The sequence below is a fragment of the Streptomyces sp. NPDC002564 genome, assembly GCF_042889645.1.
Taxonomy (GTDB): Bacteria; Actinomycetota; Actinomycetes; order Streptomycetales; family Streptomycetaceae; genus Streptomyces.
On the sequence record NZ_JBIARE010000007.1, the window covers coordinates 424,830 to 442,392 of the forward strand.

Genomic DNA, 17,563 nt, shown 5'->3' on the forward strand with positions numbered 1-17,563 from the left:
GGCGGCCCGGCGGCGCTCAGACGCCGGGGGCGGCGTCCGTGTCGGCCCCGGGGTCCGCGTCGGCCGTGTCGTCCACGGCGTCCGCGTCCGGCTCCTGGACGTACCGCAGGACGCCCCACATGCCTTGCTCGTCGGCGTGCGGGGCGTCCTCGCGACAGCCTTCGAGCTCCTTCTCCAGGGCCGGTACGTCGACGCCCGACCCGATGAGCACGAGCTGGGTCAGCCGCGGCTCGCCCGGAGCCCACGGCTCCGGGTAGAAGCGCAGGAACCGGCCCACGGCGTGCACCTCGTAGCGGTTGCGGGGGTCGGCGGGGCCGAAGTCGACGTACCCCTTGATGCGGTAGAGCCCCTCGGGCCTGCTGTCGAGCAGGGCCATCAGCGGGCGGGGGCCCAGGGGCACGTCCGAGGTGAAGGACAGGCTTTCGTAGGCGGAGTGCAGGTGCTCGCGGTGACCGCAGGCGGCGCCGGCCCGGTGGTCCTCGCCTTGCCCGTCCAGAAGGGCGCCCTCGCCCCGAAGACCGTCCTCGTTCTGAAGACCGTCCGCACTCTGAAGGTCGTCCGCACTCTGAAGGTCGTCTTCCCGAAGGTCGTCGAAGGAGAGCTGCCCGACCCGCTCCCCCACGGGCGCGCGGTCGAAGAACAGTTCCACGTCGACGCGGCCGTAGGAGGCACCGACGACGGCCGCGCGCCCCGCGAGCCCGCGGACGACACCGAGTACGCGCTCCCGCTCCCCCTCGCACACCCGGTCGGCCTTGTTGACGACCACGAGATCGGCGATGCCCAGGTGCCGTTCGACCTCGGGGTGCCGCTCCCTGGTGGCGTCGAACTCGGCGGCGTCGACGACCTCCACGAGCCCCCCGTAGACGATGTGCGGGTTCTCGCTGGCCAGCAGCATCTTCACGAGTTCCTGCGGCTCGGCGAGCCCGCTGGCCTCGATGACGATGACGTCGATCCGCGCGGCAGGTGCGGCGAGGCGCTCCAGGTAGGTGTCGAGTTCGCTCGCGTCCACGGCGCAGCACAGACAGCCGTTGCCGAGCGAGACGGTGGAGTCGCCGAGCTGCCCCGCGACCGACATGGCGTCGATCTCGATCGAACCGAAGTCGTTGACGATCGCGCCGATCCGGCTGCCGCCGCTGCGGTGCAGCAGGTGGTTGAGCAGGGTCGTCTTGCCGGAGCCGAGGAAGCCGGCGAGGACGACGACGGGGATCTGGTGCTGGTTCAACGCGGACCTCCGCACGGCAGGTCTCTGCGCTGCGGACCTCTCGTGTCGACGCTGGTACGGACCGGGGCGGCTGCCGTACGACGGATGAAGACCGACCCAGGATAGGCACGGGCGGCCGGGCCGCGAAGTGAACGATTGTTAGCGGCGCGCGCGGGGCACACGTTAGACACGGCGCCGGTATGTTCGACCACCGCTTCCTTCCGTGCGCCTCCTCTCCGCCTCCCCGCCGATCAGAGCCGCTCGGCACCCTGGGAGACGGCAAGCGCACCGCCCACCGCTCGCCGGTCCGCTCCCTGTCGACCCGCACCCGACGACCGGCGGACGGTCGCCGATTCGGGGGTTGACATGGCCACACAGAAATCTTGGATACGGGGGGCCGGTTCCGCCGCGGCAGGTCTGGCCCTGACCGTCGGCACCGTCAGCACACTCATCGCCCAGCACCATCAGCTCAAGATGCTGCGCCTGCGGCTCGAACGGTGTGAGCGGACGGACCGGAGCGAGCAGCAACGGCACGTCAACCTGGCCAACCAGCAGCGCCTTCAGTGGGAGCTGCTGAGCAAGGCGATGGAAGACCCCGCGCTGGCCGCGGTACTCGATACGTACGAGGACCCCGTACCGCCCGCCAAGCACCGGCAGTTCCTCTTCGCCAACGCCCTGTACACCAATGCGCTGCTCGCCTACCGCATCGGCAACGTGAGCCGGATGGAGCTCTTCGGTCATCTGCGCGGCACCCTGCAGAACCCCATCTTCCGCGAGTACTGGGAGGTGACCCGGGCCGCCCGGGCAAGCCTGGAGGACGACTCCGTGGAGGCTCGGGTGGGCCGGATGGTGGACCACTTGATCCATGAACTGGACGAGGCCGACACGGAGGAATGGTGGGTGGTCGGTACACCACCTGAGCAGTAATCAACCGTCGGCCGAGGGGGCGACGGGCGCCTTCGGCCGAGGTGGGCGAGGGTCACACCTTTCTGCAGAGCCGACACCACCGGGACCTTTGTACAGATTGGCCGATTCTCGACTGTCTTGGCGGGTGAAATCGGCATGTCCGAGCCCCTGGCGGATGGCAACGTACGGCTCGTGACCACTCCAGACATCACCCGCCGCATCGGCGCCTCACCTCGTCAGCGCGGCAGCCTCGACGGCAACACGTGCCCGGACATCTTCGAGCTGAGTGACGGCTCCTTCGCCGTGATCGGCGCCGACCGGACCGCGGCACTCGACAGCAAGCTCCCGTCCGACGCGGGGCGTTCCAGTGACGAACGGATCGTGGTCATCACGCGTGAGACGCTACTTCGAGCCAAGGTCGACATTCCTGATGTCTGATCGCCCTGCCTGATCGCCGTGCCTGATCACCATGTCTGATCGCCGTGCCTAGTCACCATGTCTGATCGATGAGCCGGCGCCCGCTCCATGGATCGCGTCGGCGGGTCGGACCTCACACCAACGCCCGCTGGGCCTGGGCACGTTCTGTGGCCAGGCCCTCTTTCCGTGAGCGTCGTACGGGCCCGGCTCGTAGGCGGGGCCGGCCACCCGCGCTCCTCAGAAGCCGTGCGGCACCGCCACCGGCGCCTCCACGCCCACATACCGCGCCGCCGGGCGGATGATCTTCGAGTCGCGCGCCTGTTCCAGGATGTTCGCGCTCCAGCCGACCACCCGTGCGGACGCGAACGTCGGCGTGAACATCTCGCGGGGCAGCCCGCACAGCTCCATGACCACGCCCGCGTAGAACTCCACGTTCGTGTGCAGCTCGCGCCCCGGCTTCAGCTCCGCCAGGATCGCCTCGACCTGCCGCTCGACCTCGACCGCGAACTCCACCATCGCGCCGCCGAACTCCAGCGCGATGTCTCGCAGCATGCGCGAGCGCGGGTCCTCGGTGCGGTAGACGGGGTGGCCGAAGCCCATGATGCGGTCCCCCGCGAGGACCCGTTCGCGGATCCAGCCGTCGATGCGGTCGGGCGTGCCGATCGCATCGAGCGTGTCCAGCGCGCGGCTCGGCGCACCGCCGTGCAGCGGACCCGAGAGCGCGCCGACCGCACCCACCAGGCAGGCCGCTACATCCGCGCCGGTCGAGGCGATGACCCGGCCGGTGAAAGTGGACGCGTTGAACCCATGGTCAATGGTTGAGATCAAGTACTGCTCGATGGCCCGGGCACGGGCCGCGTCCGGCTCCGAACCGGTCAACATGTAGAGGTAGTTGGCCGCGTACGACAGGTCGTCGCGCGGCTCGACGGGGTCGAGCCCTTGGCCGAGCCGGTGCAGCGCGGTGAGCAGGGTCGGCACCACGGCGGCCGCGGCCAGCGCGTCCGCGCGGCGCCGCTCGTCGTCGATGTCGTACACGGGGCGGAAGCCCTTCGACGCCCCGAAGAGCGAGAGCGCGGTGCGGAGGCCGGACAGCGGTCCGGACAGCACGCTCGCGCGGGCGATGGCGGGAAGCGCGTCCCGTACCTCGTCGGGGAGGTGGCGCAGCCGGGCGGTCTCCGCCGCGAACGCGGCACTCCGACCCGCGTCCGGCAGTTCGCCCCGGAACATCAGGTGCCAGACGTCCTCGAAGCTGCGCTGTCGCGCGAGCTCGACGGCCGAGTACTGGCGGTAGTGGTAGAAGCCCTCGTATCCCCTCACGTCGCCGATTTCCGTCTCGGTGACGACGACGCCCGCCAGCCCTCGGGGGACCTGGACGGGTTCGGCGGGGGTGGCGGCGGAGCCATTGATCGGCATGTTGTTCCTCGACTTCCTCCGTGGACTTGATTCGACTGTCCATGCTTGACTCGATCTCTGTCAATATTGATCGAATCAATATGTGCATACAGATGTCGGGATGCGGATACGGTGACGGCTATGACGGATCAAGGCGCGCACGACGGCCGACGGCTCAGCACCAGGGAAGCCGCCGAGCTGCTCGGCGTGAAACCGGAGACCGTGTACGCGTATGTGAGCCGCGGCATGCTCAGCAGCCGTCGCGGACCGGGCGCACGGGGCAGCACGTTCGACGCCCAGGAGGTCGAGGCGCTCGCCCGCAGGAACCGCAGGGAACCCGCGGCCCCGACCACGGGCAACGAACTCTCCGTACGCACACGCATCACGCTCATCGACAAGGACCGCTACTTCTTCCGCGGTGTCGACGCCACGGAACTCGCCCTGAACCACTCCTACGAAGAAGTCGCCGAGTGGCTGTGGACCGGCGTCCTGCGTCCCGGCACCGGCTTCACCGCCCCCAAGGAGACGGTCGTCGCGGCCCGCCGCGCCGTCACCGCGCTGCCCGAGCACAGCGGCCCGACCGACCGGCTGCGGGTCGCCGCCATCGCCGCCGCGGCCGCCGACCCACTCCGCTTCGACCTCTCCGAAGAGGCCGTCATCGGCACCGGTCGCACGCTGATCCCCACCCTCGTCGCCGCGCTCCCGCCGGTCCTGCCCGGCCACCGCGACGAAGGCCCCCTGGCCCGCCGCCTGTGGGCCCGCCTGACGGGCCGCACGCCCGACGAGGCGTCGCTGCGCGCCCTGGACACCGCCCTCGCGCTGCTCGTCGACCACGACCTCGCCGCGTCGACGCTCGCCGTCCGGGTCGCCGCGTCGGCGCGCGCCCACCCCTACGCGGCGGTGTCGGCGGGACTCGGCGTCCTGGAAGGCCCGTTGCACGGCGCGGCCAGCGGTCTCGCCCACCGGCTGCTGCTCGACGTCCTCGACCGGGGCAGCGCCGCCCCCGTCGTGGCCGACGAACTCCGCGCCGGCCGCCGCATCCCCGGCCTCGGCCACCGCCTCTACGCGGGCGAGGACCCGCGCGCGCAAGCGCTGTTCGCCCTCCTGGAGGGGATGCCGAAGGCCGGGCCCGCCCTCGCCGCGGCCCGCGACGTGGTGGCCACCACCGCCCGCCACACCGACCTGCGGGCCAACGTCGACCTCGCCCTGGCCGTCCTGACGGCGTCCTCCGGGATGCCCGCCGAGGCGGGCGAGACGGTCTTCGCGGTGGCGCGCACCGCGGGCTGGATCGCGCACGCCCTGGAGGAGTACGAGGAACGGCCGCTGCGCATGCGCCCCAGCGGCCAGTACGTCGGTCTGCGTCCACCGCAGCCGATGCCCGGCCCCGCCGCCCCCACCACCGCCTGAAGCCGCCGCCCGACCGGCGCCGTCGGCCCACCTCTCCGGAGGCGCGAACCGCCCGAGGCGGGGCGCGCGTTAGGCTCGCCCGCGTGAGTACGTGCGCGACCGCCTCGCGGGACCTGGACGAGCCCCTCGCGGGGACCGCGGCCACCGCCAGGACATGGCTACTGCTGGAGCAGCCGGGGCCCTGGGGCGCCAAGGCGCTGACGTCCAGCCATCTCGACCCCGACGTCGGCCGCGCCCTGGAGAAGGCCGCCGAGGGAACCGGCGTACGCGTCGCCCTCATCCGCCGCCCCGGCCGCCACGCGGACTGCCACGGGACGTCCCGGCAGCAGGTGTACATCGGCCACACCGTGCCCGGCGGCGGCTGGCTGCGCGGCGCGGTCACCGATGATCCGCGCCGCCTGCTGGACCTCGACTTCGCGGCCCTCGGCGCGGGCGACCACGGCGGCTTCGGCACCCCGCACACGGGCGCCCCGCTCGCGCTCGTCTGCACCAACGGCAAGCGCGACCGCTGCTGCGCCCTGCTCGGCAGGCCGCTCGCCGCCGAGCTCGCCGCCTCGGGCGAAGAAGGCGTCTGGGAAATCACTCATCTGGGTGGCCACCGCTTCTCCCCCACGCTGCTCGTGCTGCCCCACGGATACGCGTACGGCCGCATCGGACCGCACACCGTCAAGGAGATCCTCGGCGCGGCCGGCGCGGGCCGCGTCGTCACCGAGGGCTGCCGGGGCAACTCGGCCTGGGACCGTCCCGGCCAGGCGGCCGAGCTCGCGGTGCGCACCGCGACCGGCGAGGACGCGGCGGGGGTCCTGAACGTCATCCTTACGGAGGGCGCGGCCCCGCGCTGGGAGGTGACCGTCGCGCACGCCGACGGCCGCCGGTGGCGGGTCACCGTCGCCCAGGGCGCCTCACTGCCGCCCCGGCCGGAGAGCTGCGGCGCGGCGCTCGCGTCCCCGGCCCGGATGGATGCCGTCGCGGTCCACGCGATCGGCGACGGGACGGCAGGGCGACGACCTCGCGCGTAGGCGCCCCGACGACTCCGACCGCCGCGCGGGGCCGCTCCACGCGGTCGTACGAGATCCCCACCACAGTGACTACGGGGAAGCCCGCCCGCGGCCGTACCGTTCGTACACATGAGCCCGACCTCCCCTGCGCGACGCCTCCGCCTCGGCCTGCCGCGGCGTGTGTTCTCGCAGGTGCTGCTGATGCAGCTGGCCATCGCGGCCGGCGTCGCGGTGCTCGCCACGGGCCTCTTCCTCGCGCCGTTGAGCGACCAGCTCGACGACCAGGCGATGCGCCGGGCGCTCGCCATCGCGCAGACGACGGCCGCCCAGCCGCGGATCGCCGAGGACCTGGCCGCCTCGCGGCCCACGACCGACGGGCCCGTCCAGGCCGCGGCCGAACGGATCCGGCGGGCCAGCGGCGCCGAGTACGTGGTGATCATGAACAAGGACGGCGTGCGCTGGTCGCACACCGACCACGGCCAGATCGGCAAGGTCGTCTCGACCGACCCCAGCGACGCCCTCGCGGGCCGCGCCGTCATGGAGATCGACAACGGCACGCTGGGCCGCTCCGCGCGCGGCAAGGTGGCGCTGCGGGACGCCGAGGGGCGGATCGTGGGCGCCGTCTCCGTAGGCATCGAGTACGACAGCGTGCGGGCCCGCCTGGTCCACTCGATCCCGGGGCTGCTCGCGTACGCGGGCGGGGCGCTGGCCGTCGGCGCGCTCGCCGCCTACCTGATCTCCCGCAGAGTGCAGCGGCAGACCCGTGACCTGGCCTTCTCCGACATCTCGGCGCTGCTCGCGGAGCGCGAGGCGATGCTGCACGGCATCCGCGAAGGGGTCGTCGCCCTGGACCGCGGAGGCCGGATCCGGCTGCTCAACGACGAGGCCCAGCGCCTCCTCGGCCTCGGCACGGAGGTCGTCGGCAGGCCGCTCGACGACGCCCTCGGCCCGGGCCGTACGACCGACGTGCTCGCCGGCCGCGTCACCGGCACCGACCTGTTGACCGTCCGCGGACAGCGCGTCCTGGTCGCCAACCGCATGCCCACCGACGACGGAGGCGCCGTCGCCACGCTGCGCGACCGCACGGAACTGGAGCAGCTCGGCCGCGAGCTCGACTCCACCCGCGGCCTCATCGACGCCCTGCGCGCCCAGGACCACGAACACGCCAACCGCATGCACACCCTGCTCGGTCTGCTCGAACTGGAGATGTACGAGGAGGCCGCGGAGTTCGTCGGGGAGGTGGCGGGCGCCCACCGGGTGACCGCCGAGCAGATCACCGAGAAGATCCGTGACCCGCTGCTCGCGGCGCTGCTGGTCGGCAAGGCCACCGTCGCCGCCGAGCGGGGCGTCGCGCTCTCCGTGCCGCGGGACACGGCGCTGCCCGACCGGCTCGTCGACCCGGGCGGCCTCGTCACGATCGTGGGCAACCTCGTCGACAACGCGCTCGACGCCGCCGCGGGCACCCGCCACGCGCGCGTGGCGGTGGATCTGCGTACCGAGGGGCGGGCCGTGATCCTCCAGGTGCACGATTCCGGTCCGGGCGTGCCCGCGGAGCAGCGCGAGACCATCTTCACCGAGGGCTGGACGACCAAGGAGCCCCCGGCCCACGGCAAGCGCGGCATCGGCCTGGCCCTGGTCCGGCGGCTCGCCGAGCGGCAGGGCGGCAGCGCGCGGGTGGGCGAGGCCCCGGACGGGGGCGCGGAGTTCACCGTCGTCCTGCCCGAGGCGCTCACCGAGGCCGGTCTCGCGGCCGGGGGCGTCGACGAGGCCGAGCACGAGGCCACCGCGCACGAAGGAGCGACGATGCACAGCGTCCCGAAGGAGCCGAGATGATCGAGGTCCTCGTCGTGGACGACGACGTCCGGGTCGCGGAGGTCAACGCCGCCTACGTGACGAAGATCCCCGGCTTCCGGGTGGCGGCCACGGCGCACGATGCCGCCGAGGCCCTGCGCCTCGTCGACGACGTCCCCGTCGACCTGGTGCTCCTCGACCACTACCTGCCGGACGAGACGGGCCTCTCGGTCGTGCGCAACCTGCGGGAGCGGGGCCACCAGACCGACGTGATCATGGTGACGGCGGCCCGCGACGTCGCCACCGTCCAGGCGGCGATGCGGCACGGCGCACTCCAGTACCTGGTCAAGCCGTTCACCTACGCGGGGCTGCGCGCCAAGCTCGACGCGTACGCCACGCTGCGCCGCACGCTGGACGGCGGCGGCGAGGCCGAGCAGGCCGAAGTGGACCGCATCTTCGGCGCCCTCTCGGCCACCCCGGCGCCCGAGCTGCCCAAGGGGCACTCCCCCACCACGGCGGAGCTGGTGCGCCGGGCGCTGATGGCCGCCGAAGGGCCGCTGTCCGCCCAGGAGCTGGCGGACCGCACCCGGTTGAGCCGGCAGACGGCACAGCGCTATCTGAAGCTCCTGGAGCGCGCGGGCCGGGTCCGGCTGAGCCTCAAGTACGGCGACACGGGCCGCCCCGAGCACCGCTATGCGTGGGCGGCCAGCACCTGACCTCCGTCGGCGGCCCCTGGCTCCCCAGGCTTTCCGCGTACGCCGTCACGCCGCTCCGGCGCCGGTGAGGGACCGCACCTCCGTCTCCGCGTGCTTGGCCTCGTCGGCCACCTCGCGCGAGGTCACCGTGCCGAACCACCCCGCGAGGAAACCCAGCGGAACGGAGACCAGACCAGGGTTCTCCAAGGGGAAGTACTGGAAGTCGACGCCGGGGAAGAGGGAGTTGGGCCCTCCGGAGACCACCGGCGACAGGACCACCAGCACGAGCGCGGGCAGCAGCCCGCCGTACACGGACCACACCGCGCCCCGCGTGGTGAAGTTCCGCCAGAACAGGGAGTAGAGCAGCACCGGCAGGTTGGCCGACGCGGCGACGGCGAAGGCGAGGCCCACCAGGAAGGCCACGTTGAGATCGCGGGCCAGCAGGCCGAGGCCGATCGCGACCACGCCGATCCCTGCGGCGGCCACGCGGGCCACCGCCACCTCGCTGCGGGGCTTGGCGTCGCGCCGCCGCAGGGAGGCGTACAGGTCGTGGGCGACGGACGCGGACGAGGCGAGCGTGATGCCGGCGACCACGGCGAGGATCGTGGCGAAGGCGATGGCGGCGACGACGGCGAACAGAACCGTTCCGCCCGTGGAGTTCGCTCCGCCGCCCAGGTCGAGCGCGAGCAGCGGAACCGCCGTGTTCCCCGCGGCGTTGGAACCGCGCACGGCGTCCGGGCCCACGAGCGCCGCCGCGCCGAAGCCGAGCACGATCGTCATCAGGTAGAAGCTGCCGATAAGGCCGATCGACCAGACGACCGAACGCCGTGCCGCCCGGGCGGTCGGCACGGTGTAGAAGCGGGACAGGATGTGCGGCAGCCCGGCCGTGCCGAGCACCAGCGCGAGCCCGAGGCTGATGAAGTCGAGCCGCGAGGTCCAGTCGCCGCCGTATCTCAGGCCGGGCGAGAGGAACCGGTCGCCGTGACCGCTGCGGTCCGCCGCGGTCGTCAGGAGCTGGTTGAAGTCCCCGTGGAAGCGCACCAGGACGAGCACGGTCAGGGCGATCGCGCCGCCCATCAGCAGGACCGCCTTGACGATCTGGATCCAGGTCGTGGCCCGCATGCCGCCCAGGGACACGTAGATCACCATCAGGGCGCCGACGCCGATCACGGTCCAGGTCTGTGCCGCCTCGCCCGTCCCGCCGAGCAGCAGCGCCACCAGGGACCCGGCCCCCACCATCTGGGCCACGAGGTAGAGCACGGACACGGTGACCGAGGACGTGCCGGACGCGATGCGCACCGGGCGTTCCTTCATCCGCGCGGCGACCACGTCGCCCAGGGTGAACCGGCCGCAGTTGCGCACCAGTTCGGCCACCAGGAAGAGCACCACCAGCCAGGCGACGAGGAACCCCACGGAGTAGAGCAGCCCGTCGTACCCGAACAGGGCGATCAGCCCGGAGATCCCGAGGAAGGAGGCCGCCGACATGTAGTCGCCGGCGATGGCGAAACCGTTCTCCATGGGGGAGAACAGCCGCCCGCCCGCGTAGAACTCCTCGGCCGAGCCGTGTCGGTTGCGGCTCGCCCAGGTGGTGATCGCCAGCGTGACGGCCACGAACGCCCCGAACAGCAGGAGCGCGAGGGTCTGGTGGTCTCCCTTCACCGCTCCGCCCCCTGTTCCCGCTCCGCCGCCGCGCCCTGCTCCCGCGCCGCGTCCCGCTGCCGCTGCTCGTGCTCCCGCTCCTGCTCCCGTTTCTGCTCGAACACGGCCCAGCGCAGGTCCAGGGCCGCCCGGTCCCGCCGCACTCGCGCGTGCCGTGCGTACGCCCAGGTCAGCAGGAACGTGGTGAGGAACTGGCCGAGCCCTGCCAGCATCGCCACATTCACCGCGCCGCTGACGGGGCGGGCCATCAGGTCGGGGGCGGCCGTCGCGGCCACGACGTACGCCACGTACCAGGTGAAGAAGCCGATCGTCGCCGGGACCACGAACCGTCGGTAGCGCCTGCGCACCTCCTGGAAGGCGTCGCTGCGCTGCACCTCCAGGTAGATGTCGGCCGGGCTCACGCTCTGCTGAGGGGGCGCGGCCCGGGCGGGCGCCACCGCAGCCGGCGCTCCGGTCCCGTCCAGCTCTCCCCAGCCGGAGGCGAGTGCGTCGTACCAGGGATCCCTGAGATCACCGGACCGGCCCCGGCCGGTTTCGGCCCGGCCCGGCACCACATCGGGCCCCTCGTGCTTGTCCACCGAACTCTCCTTAGTCCGCGGCCCTGTTCGGCCACGTGCCCAAGGATGGGCAGAAGGGAGAGGTCCCTGACTCTCCTCCTCACGCTCTTCACCCCATCAGGTGAAGCCTCGTCAGCTTCCGGGGCGCCCTTCCGGCTTGGTGAGCCCGTGCCGGAAGGCGTACCGGACGGCCTGCGCGCGGTCTTTGAGGCCCGCCTTCGCGAAGAGGTTGTTGATGTGGGTCTTCACCGTCGCGGTGGAGACGTGCAGGGCGCGGGCGATCTCGTGGTTCGTCATGCCCTCGGCGATCAGCACGAGCACCTCGGTCTCCCGCACCGTGAGGCCGTCGGGCGGGGCCGCCGCCGGGGCGGTCTCGGGCTCCGACAGGCGCTCCAGGAGCCGCCGTTGGATCTGCGGGGAGAGCCCCGCGTCCCCGGAGATCACACCGTGGACGGCGCGGACGATCTCGTCCCCGCCGGCGTCCTTGGTCAGATAGCCGCGGGCGCCCGCCTTGAGTGCCGGGAACAGCGAGTCGTCGTCGGCGTAGGTGGTGAGCACGACGACCTGCGTCCCGGGGTGTTCGGCACGGATGCGCCGGGTGGCCTCGGCGCCGTCGCAGCGGGGCATCCGCAGGTCCATCAGGACCACGTCCGGGGCCAGTTCGGCGACGAGGCGGACGGCCTCGAAGCCGTCGGCGCCGGAGCCCACCACCTCGATGCCGGGCAGCAGCCCCAGCAGCATGACGATGCCCTCGCGCACCACGGTCTGGTCGTCGACCACGATCACCCGCGCGGGTGGCCTTTCCGTGCCGTCCGCGGCACGGGCCGTCTTCTCGGCGGCGGTCCCGGCGGCGCTCTCGTCCCCCGTCATCCCGGCACCCTCAGCGTCACCACGAAGCCCTCCTCACCCGGTCCCGCTTCCAGGGACCCGCCCAGCAGCTCGGCACGCTCACGCATGCCGAGCAGACCGTACCCGCCGCCGGAGGCGGCCAGTTCCCCCGGCGAGTGCCCGCCCTCGTCCCGCACGTCGAGCCTGACCTCGTGCCGGCCGTACGCGAGACACACCTCGACCTTGGCGCCCGGCGCGTGCTTGCGGACGTTCGTCAGGGCTTCCTGGGCGACCCTGCGGACCGCCTGGGACGCCTCGGCGGGCAGCGCGCGCCGCTCCCCCGTGACGGTGACCTCCGCGCGGTCGGCCGTGACCAGCTCGCGCAGGAATTCCTCGACGGGGGTCATCTCCCCGCGCAGCGCGGACAGCGCCTGCCGGGTCTCGGCGAGCCCTTCCCTGGCCATGGACCGGGCCGCCACCACCCGGTCCAGGATCTGCTCCTTGGTGGCGTCCTTCTCGATCAGCAGCCGCGCGGCCTCCAGGTGGACGAGCTGCGCGGAGAGGCTGTGCGCGAGCACGTCGTGGATCTCCCTGGCGATCCGGGTCCGCTCGGCGAGCGCCGCCGACTCGGCCTCGGCGGCACGCGCGGCACGCTCCTGGGCGAGCAGCCGGTGGGCGCTGCCCCGGGCCTCGGCGTCCAGCCGCAGGGTGTACCCGGCGAGCCCGAGGCCGACGGCGACGAGTGCGGTGATGAGCCAGCCGTCGCTGCTGAACGCGGCGTACCCCGTCAGGGCCGCGAGCGCGCAGGGCGCGGCCGCGGCAAGCGGCAGCCGCTCCAGGGCGGCGACCGCCACGGCGCACCACAGCACCGTGGCGAGCACGCGCCAGTCGCCCGCCTGTGCGGCGAAGGCGCACCCCATGAGGAGTGCCGTCAGGGCCAGGGAGGGCCACAGTCGGTGGGCGTAGGAGACCCGGAAGAACGCCCATCCGGCGCAGCTGACCACCACGACCAGGGCCAGTCCTGCGACCAGGTGCAGCCCCCGGTTCTCGTGGAACGCGCCCCAGAGCAGGCTGGCCAGGACCACCACGCGCAGCACCCGGATGAACCAGAGCCGTGCGCGGCTCAGTCCGGCCCAGGTGAGCGCCTCTCTGGAGGGCCATCTCGTCCACCGGTCCGCGCTCACACCGGTTCCTTCCGCATCGGGTCGTGCGCCAGGTCGGCAACACCGTACGTCGCGCGCCCGGGCCCCGCGCGCAGCACCAGCAGGCCGCTGCGCACCAGCAGGGTGGCCGCGAGGGCCAGCATCAGTGAGGCGCTGCCCTGGCGGATGTCCAGCAGCGCGCCCGCTCCGTACAGGGCGGCGCGCAGGCCGATACCGGCCGCCCAGACCACGGCGGTGGCCTTGGTGCCCTTGCTCCACGCGGTGCCGTCCTGCGCGGTCCACACATGCGAGGTCCGTGCCCAGGCTGCTCCCATCGCGAGGCCGACGAGCAACTCGGCGGCGAGCAGGGCCGCGGCGGCGGCGCGGTGCGCGGGGTCGATCAGGCCGGGTTCGCGGACGGCCAGGAAGACCAGCACGGCCGGTATGAGCCACCAGCGCCGGTCGGTGCCGATCTGCTGCGCCTTGAACTGGCGGACGACCACCAGCGCCACGACGGCGCAGATCACCAGTGCGTTGGTGAGCCCGGACATGTCAGCCTCCGTACGACGAACGGGACGAGGCCGATCCGCGGGGGATCGACGCCTTCGACGCTACGGAGATCTGCAGGTCATGGGATCGGCGCAGGGGTTGAACAGGGGTGGAGCCGTGTCCTCCACCCGTGGGTGGAGGACACGGCTCCCGTGCCGTCCGGGGCTCGCTACGCGTCGATGCGCGAGCGGTCCAGCGTCGCCGCGGAGCTGGTGATGAACTCCTTGCGCGGCGCGACGTCGTTGCCCATCAGCAGATCGAAGACCTGCTCGGCCGAGTCCAGGTCGGAGATGTTGATCCGCCGCAGGGTCCGGAAACGCGGGTCCATCGTCGTCTCGGCCAGCTGGTCGGCGTCCATCTCGCCCAGACCCTTGTAGCGCTGGATGGAGTCCTTGTACCGGATGTTCTTGCGCTGCAGCTCCAGCAGTGTCTCGCGCAGCTCACGGTCGGAGTACGTGTAGACGTACTTGTCCTGGCCCTTCTTGGGCTGGCTGAGCTCGATCCGGTGCAGCGGCGGCACGGCGGCGAAGACCCGGCCGGCCTCCACCATGGGCCGCATGTAGCGCTGGAACAGGGTGAGCAGCAGGATCCGGATGTGCGCGCCGTCGACGTCGGCGTCGACGAGCAGGATGATCTTGCCGTAGCGCGCCGCGTCGATGTCGAAGGTCCGGCCCGACCCGGCTCCTATGACCTGGATGATCGCCCCGCACTCGGCGTTCTTCAGCATGTCCGTGACGGACGCCTTCTGCACGTTGAGGATCTTGCCCCGGATCGGCAGGAGGGCCTGGAATTCGGAGTTCCGGGCGAGCTTGGCGGTGCCGAGCGCGGAGTCGCCCTCGACGATGAACAGCTCGCTGCGCTCCACGTCGTCGCTGCGGCAGTCGGCCAGCTTCGCCGGCAGCGACGAGGACTCCAGCGCGGTCTTGCGGCGCTGCGCGTCCTTGTGCTGGCGGGCCGCGATGCGGGTGCGGGCGGCGGCGACGGCCTTGTCCATGACGGCCCTGGCCTGCGCCTTCGCGTCCCGCTTCGTCGAGGTGAGGAACGCCTTGAGTTCCTTGGCGATGACGTTGGCCACGATGCGGTTGGCCGCCGAGGTGCCGAGGACCTCCTTGGTCTGGCCCTCGAACTGGGGCTCGGCCAGCCGCACGGTGACGACCGCGGTCAGGCCTTCGAGGGCGTCGTCCTTGACGATGTCGTCCTCGGCGACCCGAAGGACCTTCTGGGCGCGCAGGGCCTCGTTCATCGTCTTGGTCAGCGAACGCTCGAAACCGCTCACATGGGTGCCGCCCTTGGGGGTGGCGATGATGTTGACGAAGGAGCGGAGCGTCGTGTCGTACCCGGTGCCCCAGCGCAGCGCCACGTCCACGCCGAGCTCACGGGTGACCTCGGTGGGCGTCATCTGGCCGTGGTCGTCGAGGACCGGCACGGTCTCCTTGAAGGTGCCCTGGCCGGAGAAGCGCAGGACGTCGCAGACGGCCTTGTCCTGGGCGAGGTACTCGCAGAACTCGCTGATCCCGCCGTCGAAGCGGAAGGACTCCTCGCCCTTCGTGCCGCCCTCGCCGAGGCCGAACTCGTCCCGGACGACGATGGTCAGGCCGGGGACCAGGAACGCGGTCTGACGCGCGCGCTGGTGCAGGTTCTCCAGGGAGAGCTTGGCGTCCTTGAGGAAGATCTGCCGGTCCGCCCAGTAGCGCACCCGGGTGCCGCTGCGGGTCTTCGGGATCTTCTTGACCTTGCTCAGCGTGGCCGACGAGTCGAAGGGGGCGTCGGGCCCCGGCTTGGCGAAGGCGCCGGGGACACCGCGCCGGAAGCTGATGGCGTGGGTGTGCCCGGCGCGGTCCACCTCGACGTCGAGGCGGGCGGAGAGCGCGTTCACCACGGAGGCGCCCACGCCGTGCAGGCCGCCCGAGGCGGCGTAGGAGCCGCCGCCGAACTTTCCGCCCGCGTGCAGCTTCGTCATGACGACCTCGACCCCGGAGAGGCCGGTCTTGGGCTCGACGTCGACCGGGATGCCACGGCCGTTGTCCCGGACCTCCACGGATGCGTCGTCGTGGAGGATGACCTCGATGTGGTCGCAGTACCCGCCCAGGGCCTCGTCGACGGAGTTGTCGATGATCTCCCAGAGGCAGTGCATCAGGCCGCGGCTGTCCGTCGAGCCGATGTACATGCCCGGACGCTTGCGGACGGCCTCGAGTCCCTCCAGGACGAGCAGGTGCCGCGCGGTGTAGTTGGAACCGTCCCGGTCTGCTCCGGTCAGCAATGCTGTGGACGGCACGGACGTCTCGGCGGTCACGCGGTTCGCTCCTCGCTGAATTTCAAGGGGGGTCCTTTGGGGTAAGGACGCGGCTTCGGTTACCGGTGAGAGGGTACCGAGGCCTGGTAGAGCCGTTGTAACGCCACCCTCGTCTCAACCCAGACTAGTCCAGATTCGTATGCACGTTCGATCCCTCGTTGGAGTGAAGCGCACGTCACGTTCCCTTCGAGGCATGAACCATTTAGGCTCCGGGCACGTCCTCATGAACAACCCGGCAAGCCAGCCGGTCGGGACCCGACCTGACAGACAGCGCGAAACCGTAAGACACGTAAGAGACGCAATACGGCACATTCGCCGCCAACCGGCAACGGACAACCTCCTCAAAAAGAAACTTCGAGGAAAAGCCACGAGCGGGAACGTTTTCGGCCTGGTTGGATGTTGACCCTGGTACGACAGCTCGTCGAGCTAGAGAAGAGGCGACGTGACTACTGTTCTGACCCCCGCGAGCCCCCTGACGGCCGCTGATCGCTGCGACCGCTGCGGCGCCCAGGCATACCTGCGCGTCGTCCTGTTGAGCGGCGGTGAACTGCTCTTCTGCGCCCACCACGGCCGCAAGTTCGAGCCGGAACTCAAGAAGATCGCCGCTGAGATACAGGATGAGACGGAGCGACTGACCGCCGTTCCCGAGAGCGCCACCGAAGAGGAACGCTGACACCTCGCACCCACGACGAGCCAGCTCCGGCACACCAGGCCGGTGAACGGGCGGCCGTCCTTGCCGACAGGCAGGGGCGGCCGCCCGCTCTCGTCACAGGGGCGCTCACGGGCCTTCTCGGGCCTCCTGGGCCGGCCGCGTGGCCGGGCCCGGTGCGGACTGCCGCCTCAGGCGCCGCCGCGCAGCACCCGGGCGACGTCCGAGATCCGCGTGTAGACGCCGGGGCTCCCCGGACGGCCGCAGCCGCTCCCCCAGGAGACGAGCCCGATGAGCCGCCCATGGGCCACCAGCGGCCCGCCGCTGTCCCCCTGGCAGGCGTCCCGCCCGCCCTCCATCTCACCGGCACAGAGCATCGTCCGGGCGACGTACCGCCCGTCGGCACTGCCCGGATACGCCTCCTCGCACACGGCGTCCGCCAGCACCTCCACGCGCGCGGCGCGCAGCGAGCGGGCGTAGTCGCCCGCCCCCGTGGTGTCGCCCCAGCCGTACACGGAAGCGCCCGTGCCCGGCGCGTACGCCGTGTCGCCGGAGGGCGCCATGGCGATCGTGGATCCCTTCGGCAGCGGCTCGGCCAGGGTGAGGGCCGCCACGTCCCCGGAATTCGTGTAGTTGTCGTAGTCCGGGTTGACCCAGACGTCACGTACCGGAATCTCCTCCCCCTCGTCCGAGCGCAGGTCTCCGCGCCCGGAGATGACCTTCAGGTCCGACACCTGCCCCAGGGGCACCCCCAGGACGTCCTTGCTCATGCAGTGGGCCGCCGTCAGGACCGTCGTGCGTCCGACGACCACGCCGCCGCAGAACTGTCCCGCGCGCGCACCGCCGAACCGGTCACGACTGGAGACGGCCACCACCCACGGGGTCTCGGACGCCTGCACGGGTCTGCCTCCGATGACCACGCTGTCGGCGGCCGCGGGGACCGGAGAGGCCAACGGCAGGGCGGCGGCAGTCGCCACCAGGGCGACCAGCCCTGTCGACGCACTGGCGAAGGGACGACGCATGCGATCTCCTCACTCTGGGTTGCCATCGCGTACCCAGAGTCATGCAGTATCGCGTAC

The 17,563-nt window shown here is 71.9% G+C and carries 16 protein-coding genes; 7 read left to right on the plus strand and 9 right to left on the minus strand.

The window, feature by feature from the left end; genetic code table 11:
* Positions 1-16 precede the first annotated feature (16 nt).
* Positions 17-1,222, minus strand: coding sequence for a CobW family GTP-binding protein (locus ACFYXE_RS26015; protein ID WP_389316110.1), 1,206 nt, complete (start codon positions 1,220-1,222; stop codon positions 17-19).
* A gap of 345 nt (positions 1,223-1,567) precedes the next feature.
* Here ACFYXE_RS26015 and ACFYXE_RS26020 point away from each other — a divergent pair, with 345 nt between their 5' ends.
* Both ACFYXE_RS26020 and ACFYXE_RS26025 read left to right on the plus strand, forming a co-directional pair.
* Positions 1,568-2,128 (plus strand): DUF6082 family protein, encoded by a 561-nt coding sequence (locus ACFYXE_RS26020; protein WP_389316112.1) that lies wholly within the window; start codon positions 1,568-1,570, stop codon positions 2,126-2,128.
* A 171-nt stretch (positions 2,129-2,299) separates the two neighbouring features.
* The gene (locus ACFYXE_RS26025; protein ID WP_389316114.1) at positions 2,300-2,545 is read left to right on the plus strand and encodes a hypothetical protein; all 246 of its coding nucleotides are present in this window, start codon (positions 2,300-2,302) and stop codon (positions 2,543-2,545) included.
* A gap of 216 nt (positions 2,546-2,761) precedes the next feature.
* On the opposite strand, the gene ACFYXE_RS26030 is transcribed toward ACFYXE_RS26025, so the two are convergent.
* The gene (locus tag ACFYXE_RS26030; RefSeq protein ID WP_389316115.1) at positions 2,762-3,937 is read right to left on the minus strand and encodes a citrate synthase/methylcitrate synthase; all 1,176 of its coding nucleotides are present in this window, start codon (positions 3,935-3,937) and stop codon (positions 2,762-2,764) included.
* A 120-nt stretch (positions 3,938-4,057) separates the two neighbouring features.
* Between ACFYXE_RS26030 and ACFYXE_RS26035 the strand changes: the two genes are divergently transcribed.
* The 4 genes from ACFYXE_RS26035 to ACFYXE_RS26050 all read left to right on the plus strand — a co-directional run bounded on the left by ACFYXE_RS26035 (position 4,058) and on the right by ACFYXE_RS26050 (position 8,828).
* Positions 4,058-5,323 (plus strand): citrate synthase family protein, encoded by a 1,266-nt coding sequence (locus ACFYXE_RS26035; protein WP_389316117.1) that lies wholly within the window; start codon positions 4,058-4,060, stop codon positions 5,321-5,323.
* 83 nt (positions 5,324-5,406) lie between these two features.
* On the plus strand, positions 5,407-6,342 hold the full coding sequence (locus tag ACFYXE_RS26040; protein ID WP_361164324.1) for a sucrase ferredoxin: 936 nt from the start codon (positions 5,407-5,409) through the stop codon (positions 6,340-6,342).
* A 108-nt stretch (positions 6,343-6,450) separates the two neighbouring features.
* Positions 6,451-8,154, plus strand: a complete 1,704-nt coding sequence (locus tag ACFYXE_RS26045) for an ATP-binding protein (RefSeq protein ID WP_389316120.1) — start codon at positions 6,451-6,453, stop codon at positions 8,152-8,154.
* Positions 8,151-8,828: a response regulator gene (locus tag ACFYXE_RS26050; RefSeq protein WP_389316122.1), complete on the plus strand. Its 678-nt coding sequence runs from the start codon at positions 8,151-8,153 to the stop codon at positions 8,826-8,828. The genes ACFYXE_RS26045 and ACFYXE_RS26050 overlap by 4 nt, the downstream gene beginning before the upstream one ends.
* Positions 8,829-8,873: 45 nt before the next feature.
* On the opposite strand, the gene ACFYXE_RS26055 is transcribed toward ACFYXE_RS26050, so the two are convergent.
* From ACFYXE_RS26055 to ACFYXE_RS26080, 6 genes are all read right to left on the minus strand, one after another.
* Positions 8,874-10,466 carry a cation acetate symporter gene (locus ACFYXE_RS26055; protein ID WP_361164315.1) on the minus strand — a complete coding sequence of 531 codons (1,593 nt, stop codon included), beginning with the start codon at positions 10,464-10,466 and terminating at the stop codon, positions 8,874-8,876.
* A complete protein-coding gene (locus ACFYXE_RS26060) occupies positions 10,463-11,044 on the minus strand; it encodes a DUF485 domain-containing protein (protein ID WP_389316125.1) in 582 nt (193 codons plus the stop codon). The genes ACFYXE_RS26055 and ACFYXE_RS26060 overlap by 4 nt, the downstream gene beginning before the upstream one ends.
* A gap of 111 nt (positions 11,045-11,155) precedes the next feature.
* On the minus strand, positions 11,156-11,893 hold the full coding sequence (locus ACFYXE_RS26065) for a response regulator (RefSeq protein ID WP_389316127.1): 738 nt from the start codon (positions 11,891-11,893) through the stop codon (positions 11,156-11,158).
* Positions 11,890-13,035, minus strand: coding sequence for a sensor histidine kinase (locus ACFYXE_RS26070; protein ID WP_389316129.1), 1,146 nt, complete (start codon positions 13,033-13,035; stop codon positions 11,890-11,892). Before ACFYXE_RS26070 ends, ACFYXE_RS26065 begins: the two co-directional genes overlap by 4 nt.
* Positions 13,032-13,544 carry a DUF1453 domain-containing protein gene (locus tag ACFYXE_RS26075; protein ID WP_389316131.1) on the minus strand — a complete coding sequence of 171 codons (513 nt, stop codon included), beginning with the start codon at positions 13,542-13,544 and terminating at the stop codon, positions 13,032-13,034. Before ACFYXE_RS26075 ends, ACFYXE_RS26070 begins: the two co-directional genes overlap by 4 nt.
* A gap of 167 nt (positions 13,545-13,711) precedes the next feature.
* Positions 13,712-15,835: a DNA topoisomerase IV subunit B gene (locus ACFYXE_RS26080; protein ID WP_361164303.1), complete on the minus strand. Its 2,124-nt coding sequence runs from the start codon at positions 15,833-15,835 to the stop codon at positions 13,712-13,714.
* A 442-nt stretch (positions 15,836-16,277) separates the two neighbouring features.
* Here ACFYXE_RS26080 and ACFYXE_RS26085 point away from each other — a divergent pair, with 442 nt between their 5' ends.
* Positions 16,278-16,508 carry a hypothetical protein gene (locus tag ACFYXE_RS26085; RefSeq protein WP_055544920.1) on the plus strand — a complete coding sequence of 77 codons (231 nt, stop codon included), beginning with the start codon at positions 16,278-16,280 and terminating at the stop codon, positions 16,506-16,508.
* A 167-nt stretch (positions 16,509-16,675) separates the two neighbouring features.
* On the opposite strand, the gene ACFYXE_RS26090 is transcribed toward ACFYXE_RS26085, so the two are convergent.
* Complete coding sequence (locus tag ACFYXE_RS26090; RefSeq protein ID WP_361164300.1) at positions 16,676-17,506, minus strand: serine protease; 831 nt, start codon at positions 17,504-17,506, stop codon at positions 16,676-16,678.
* Between the last annotated feature and the right edge of the window lie 57 nt (positions 17,507-17,563).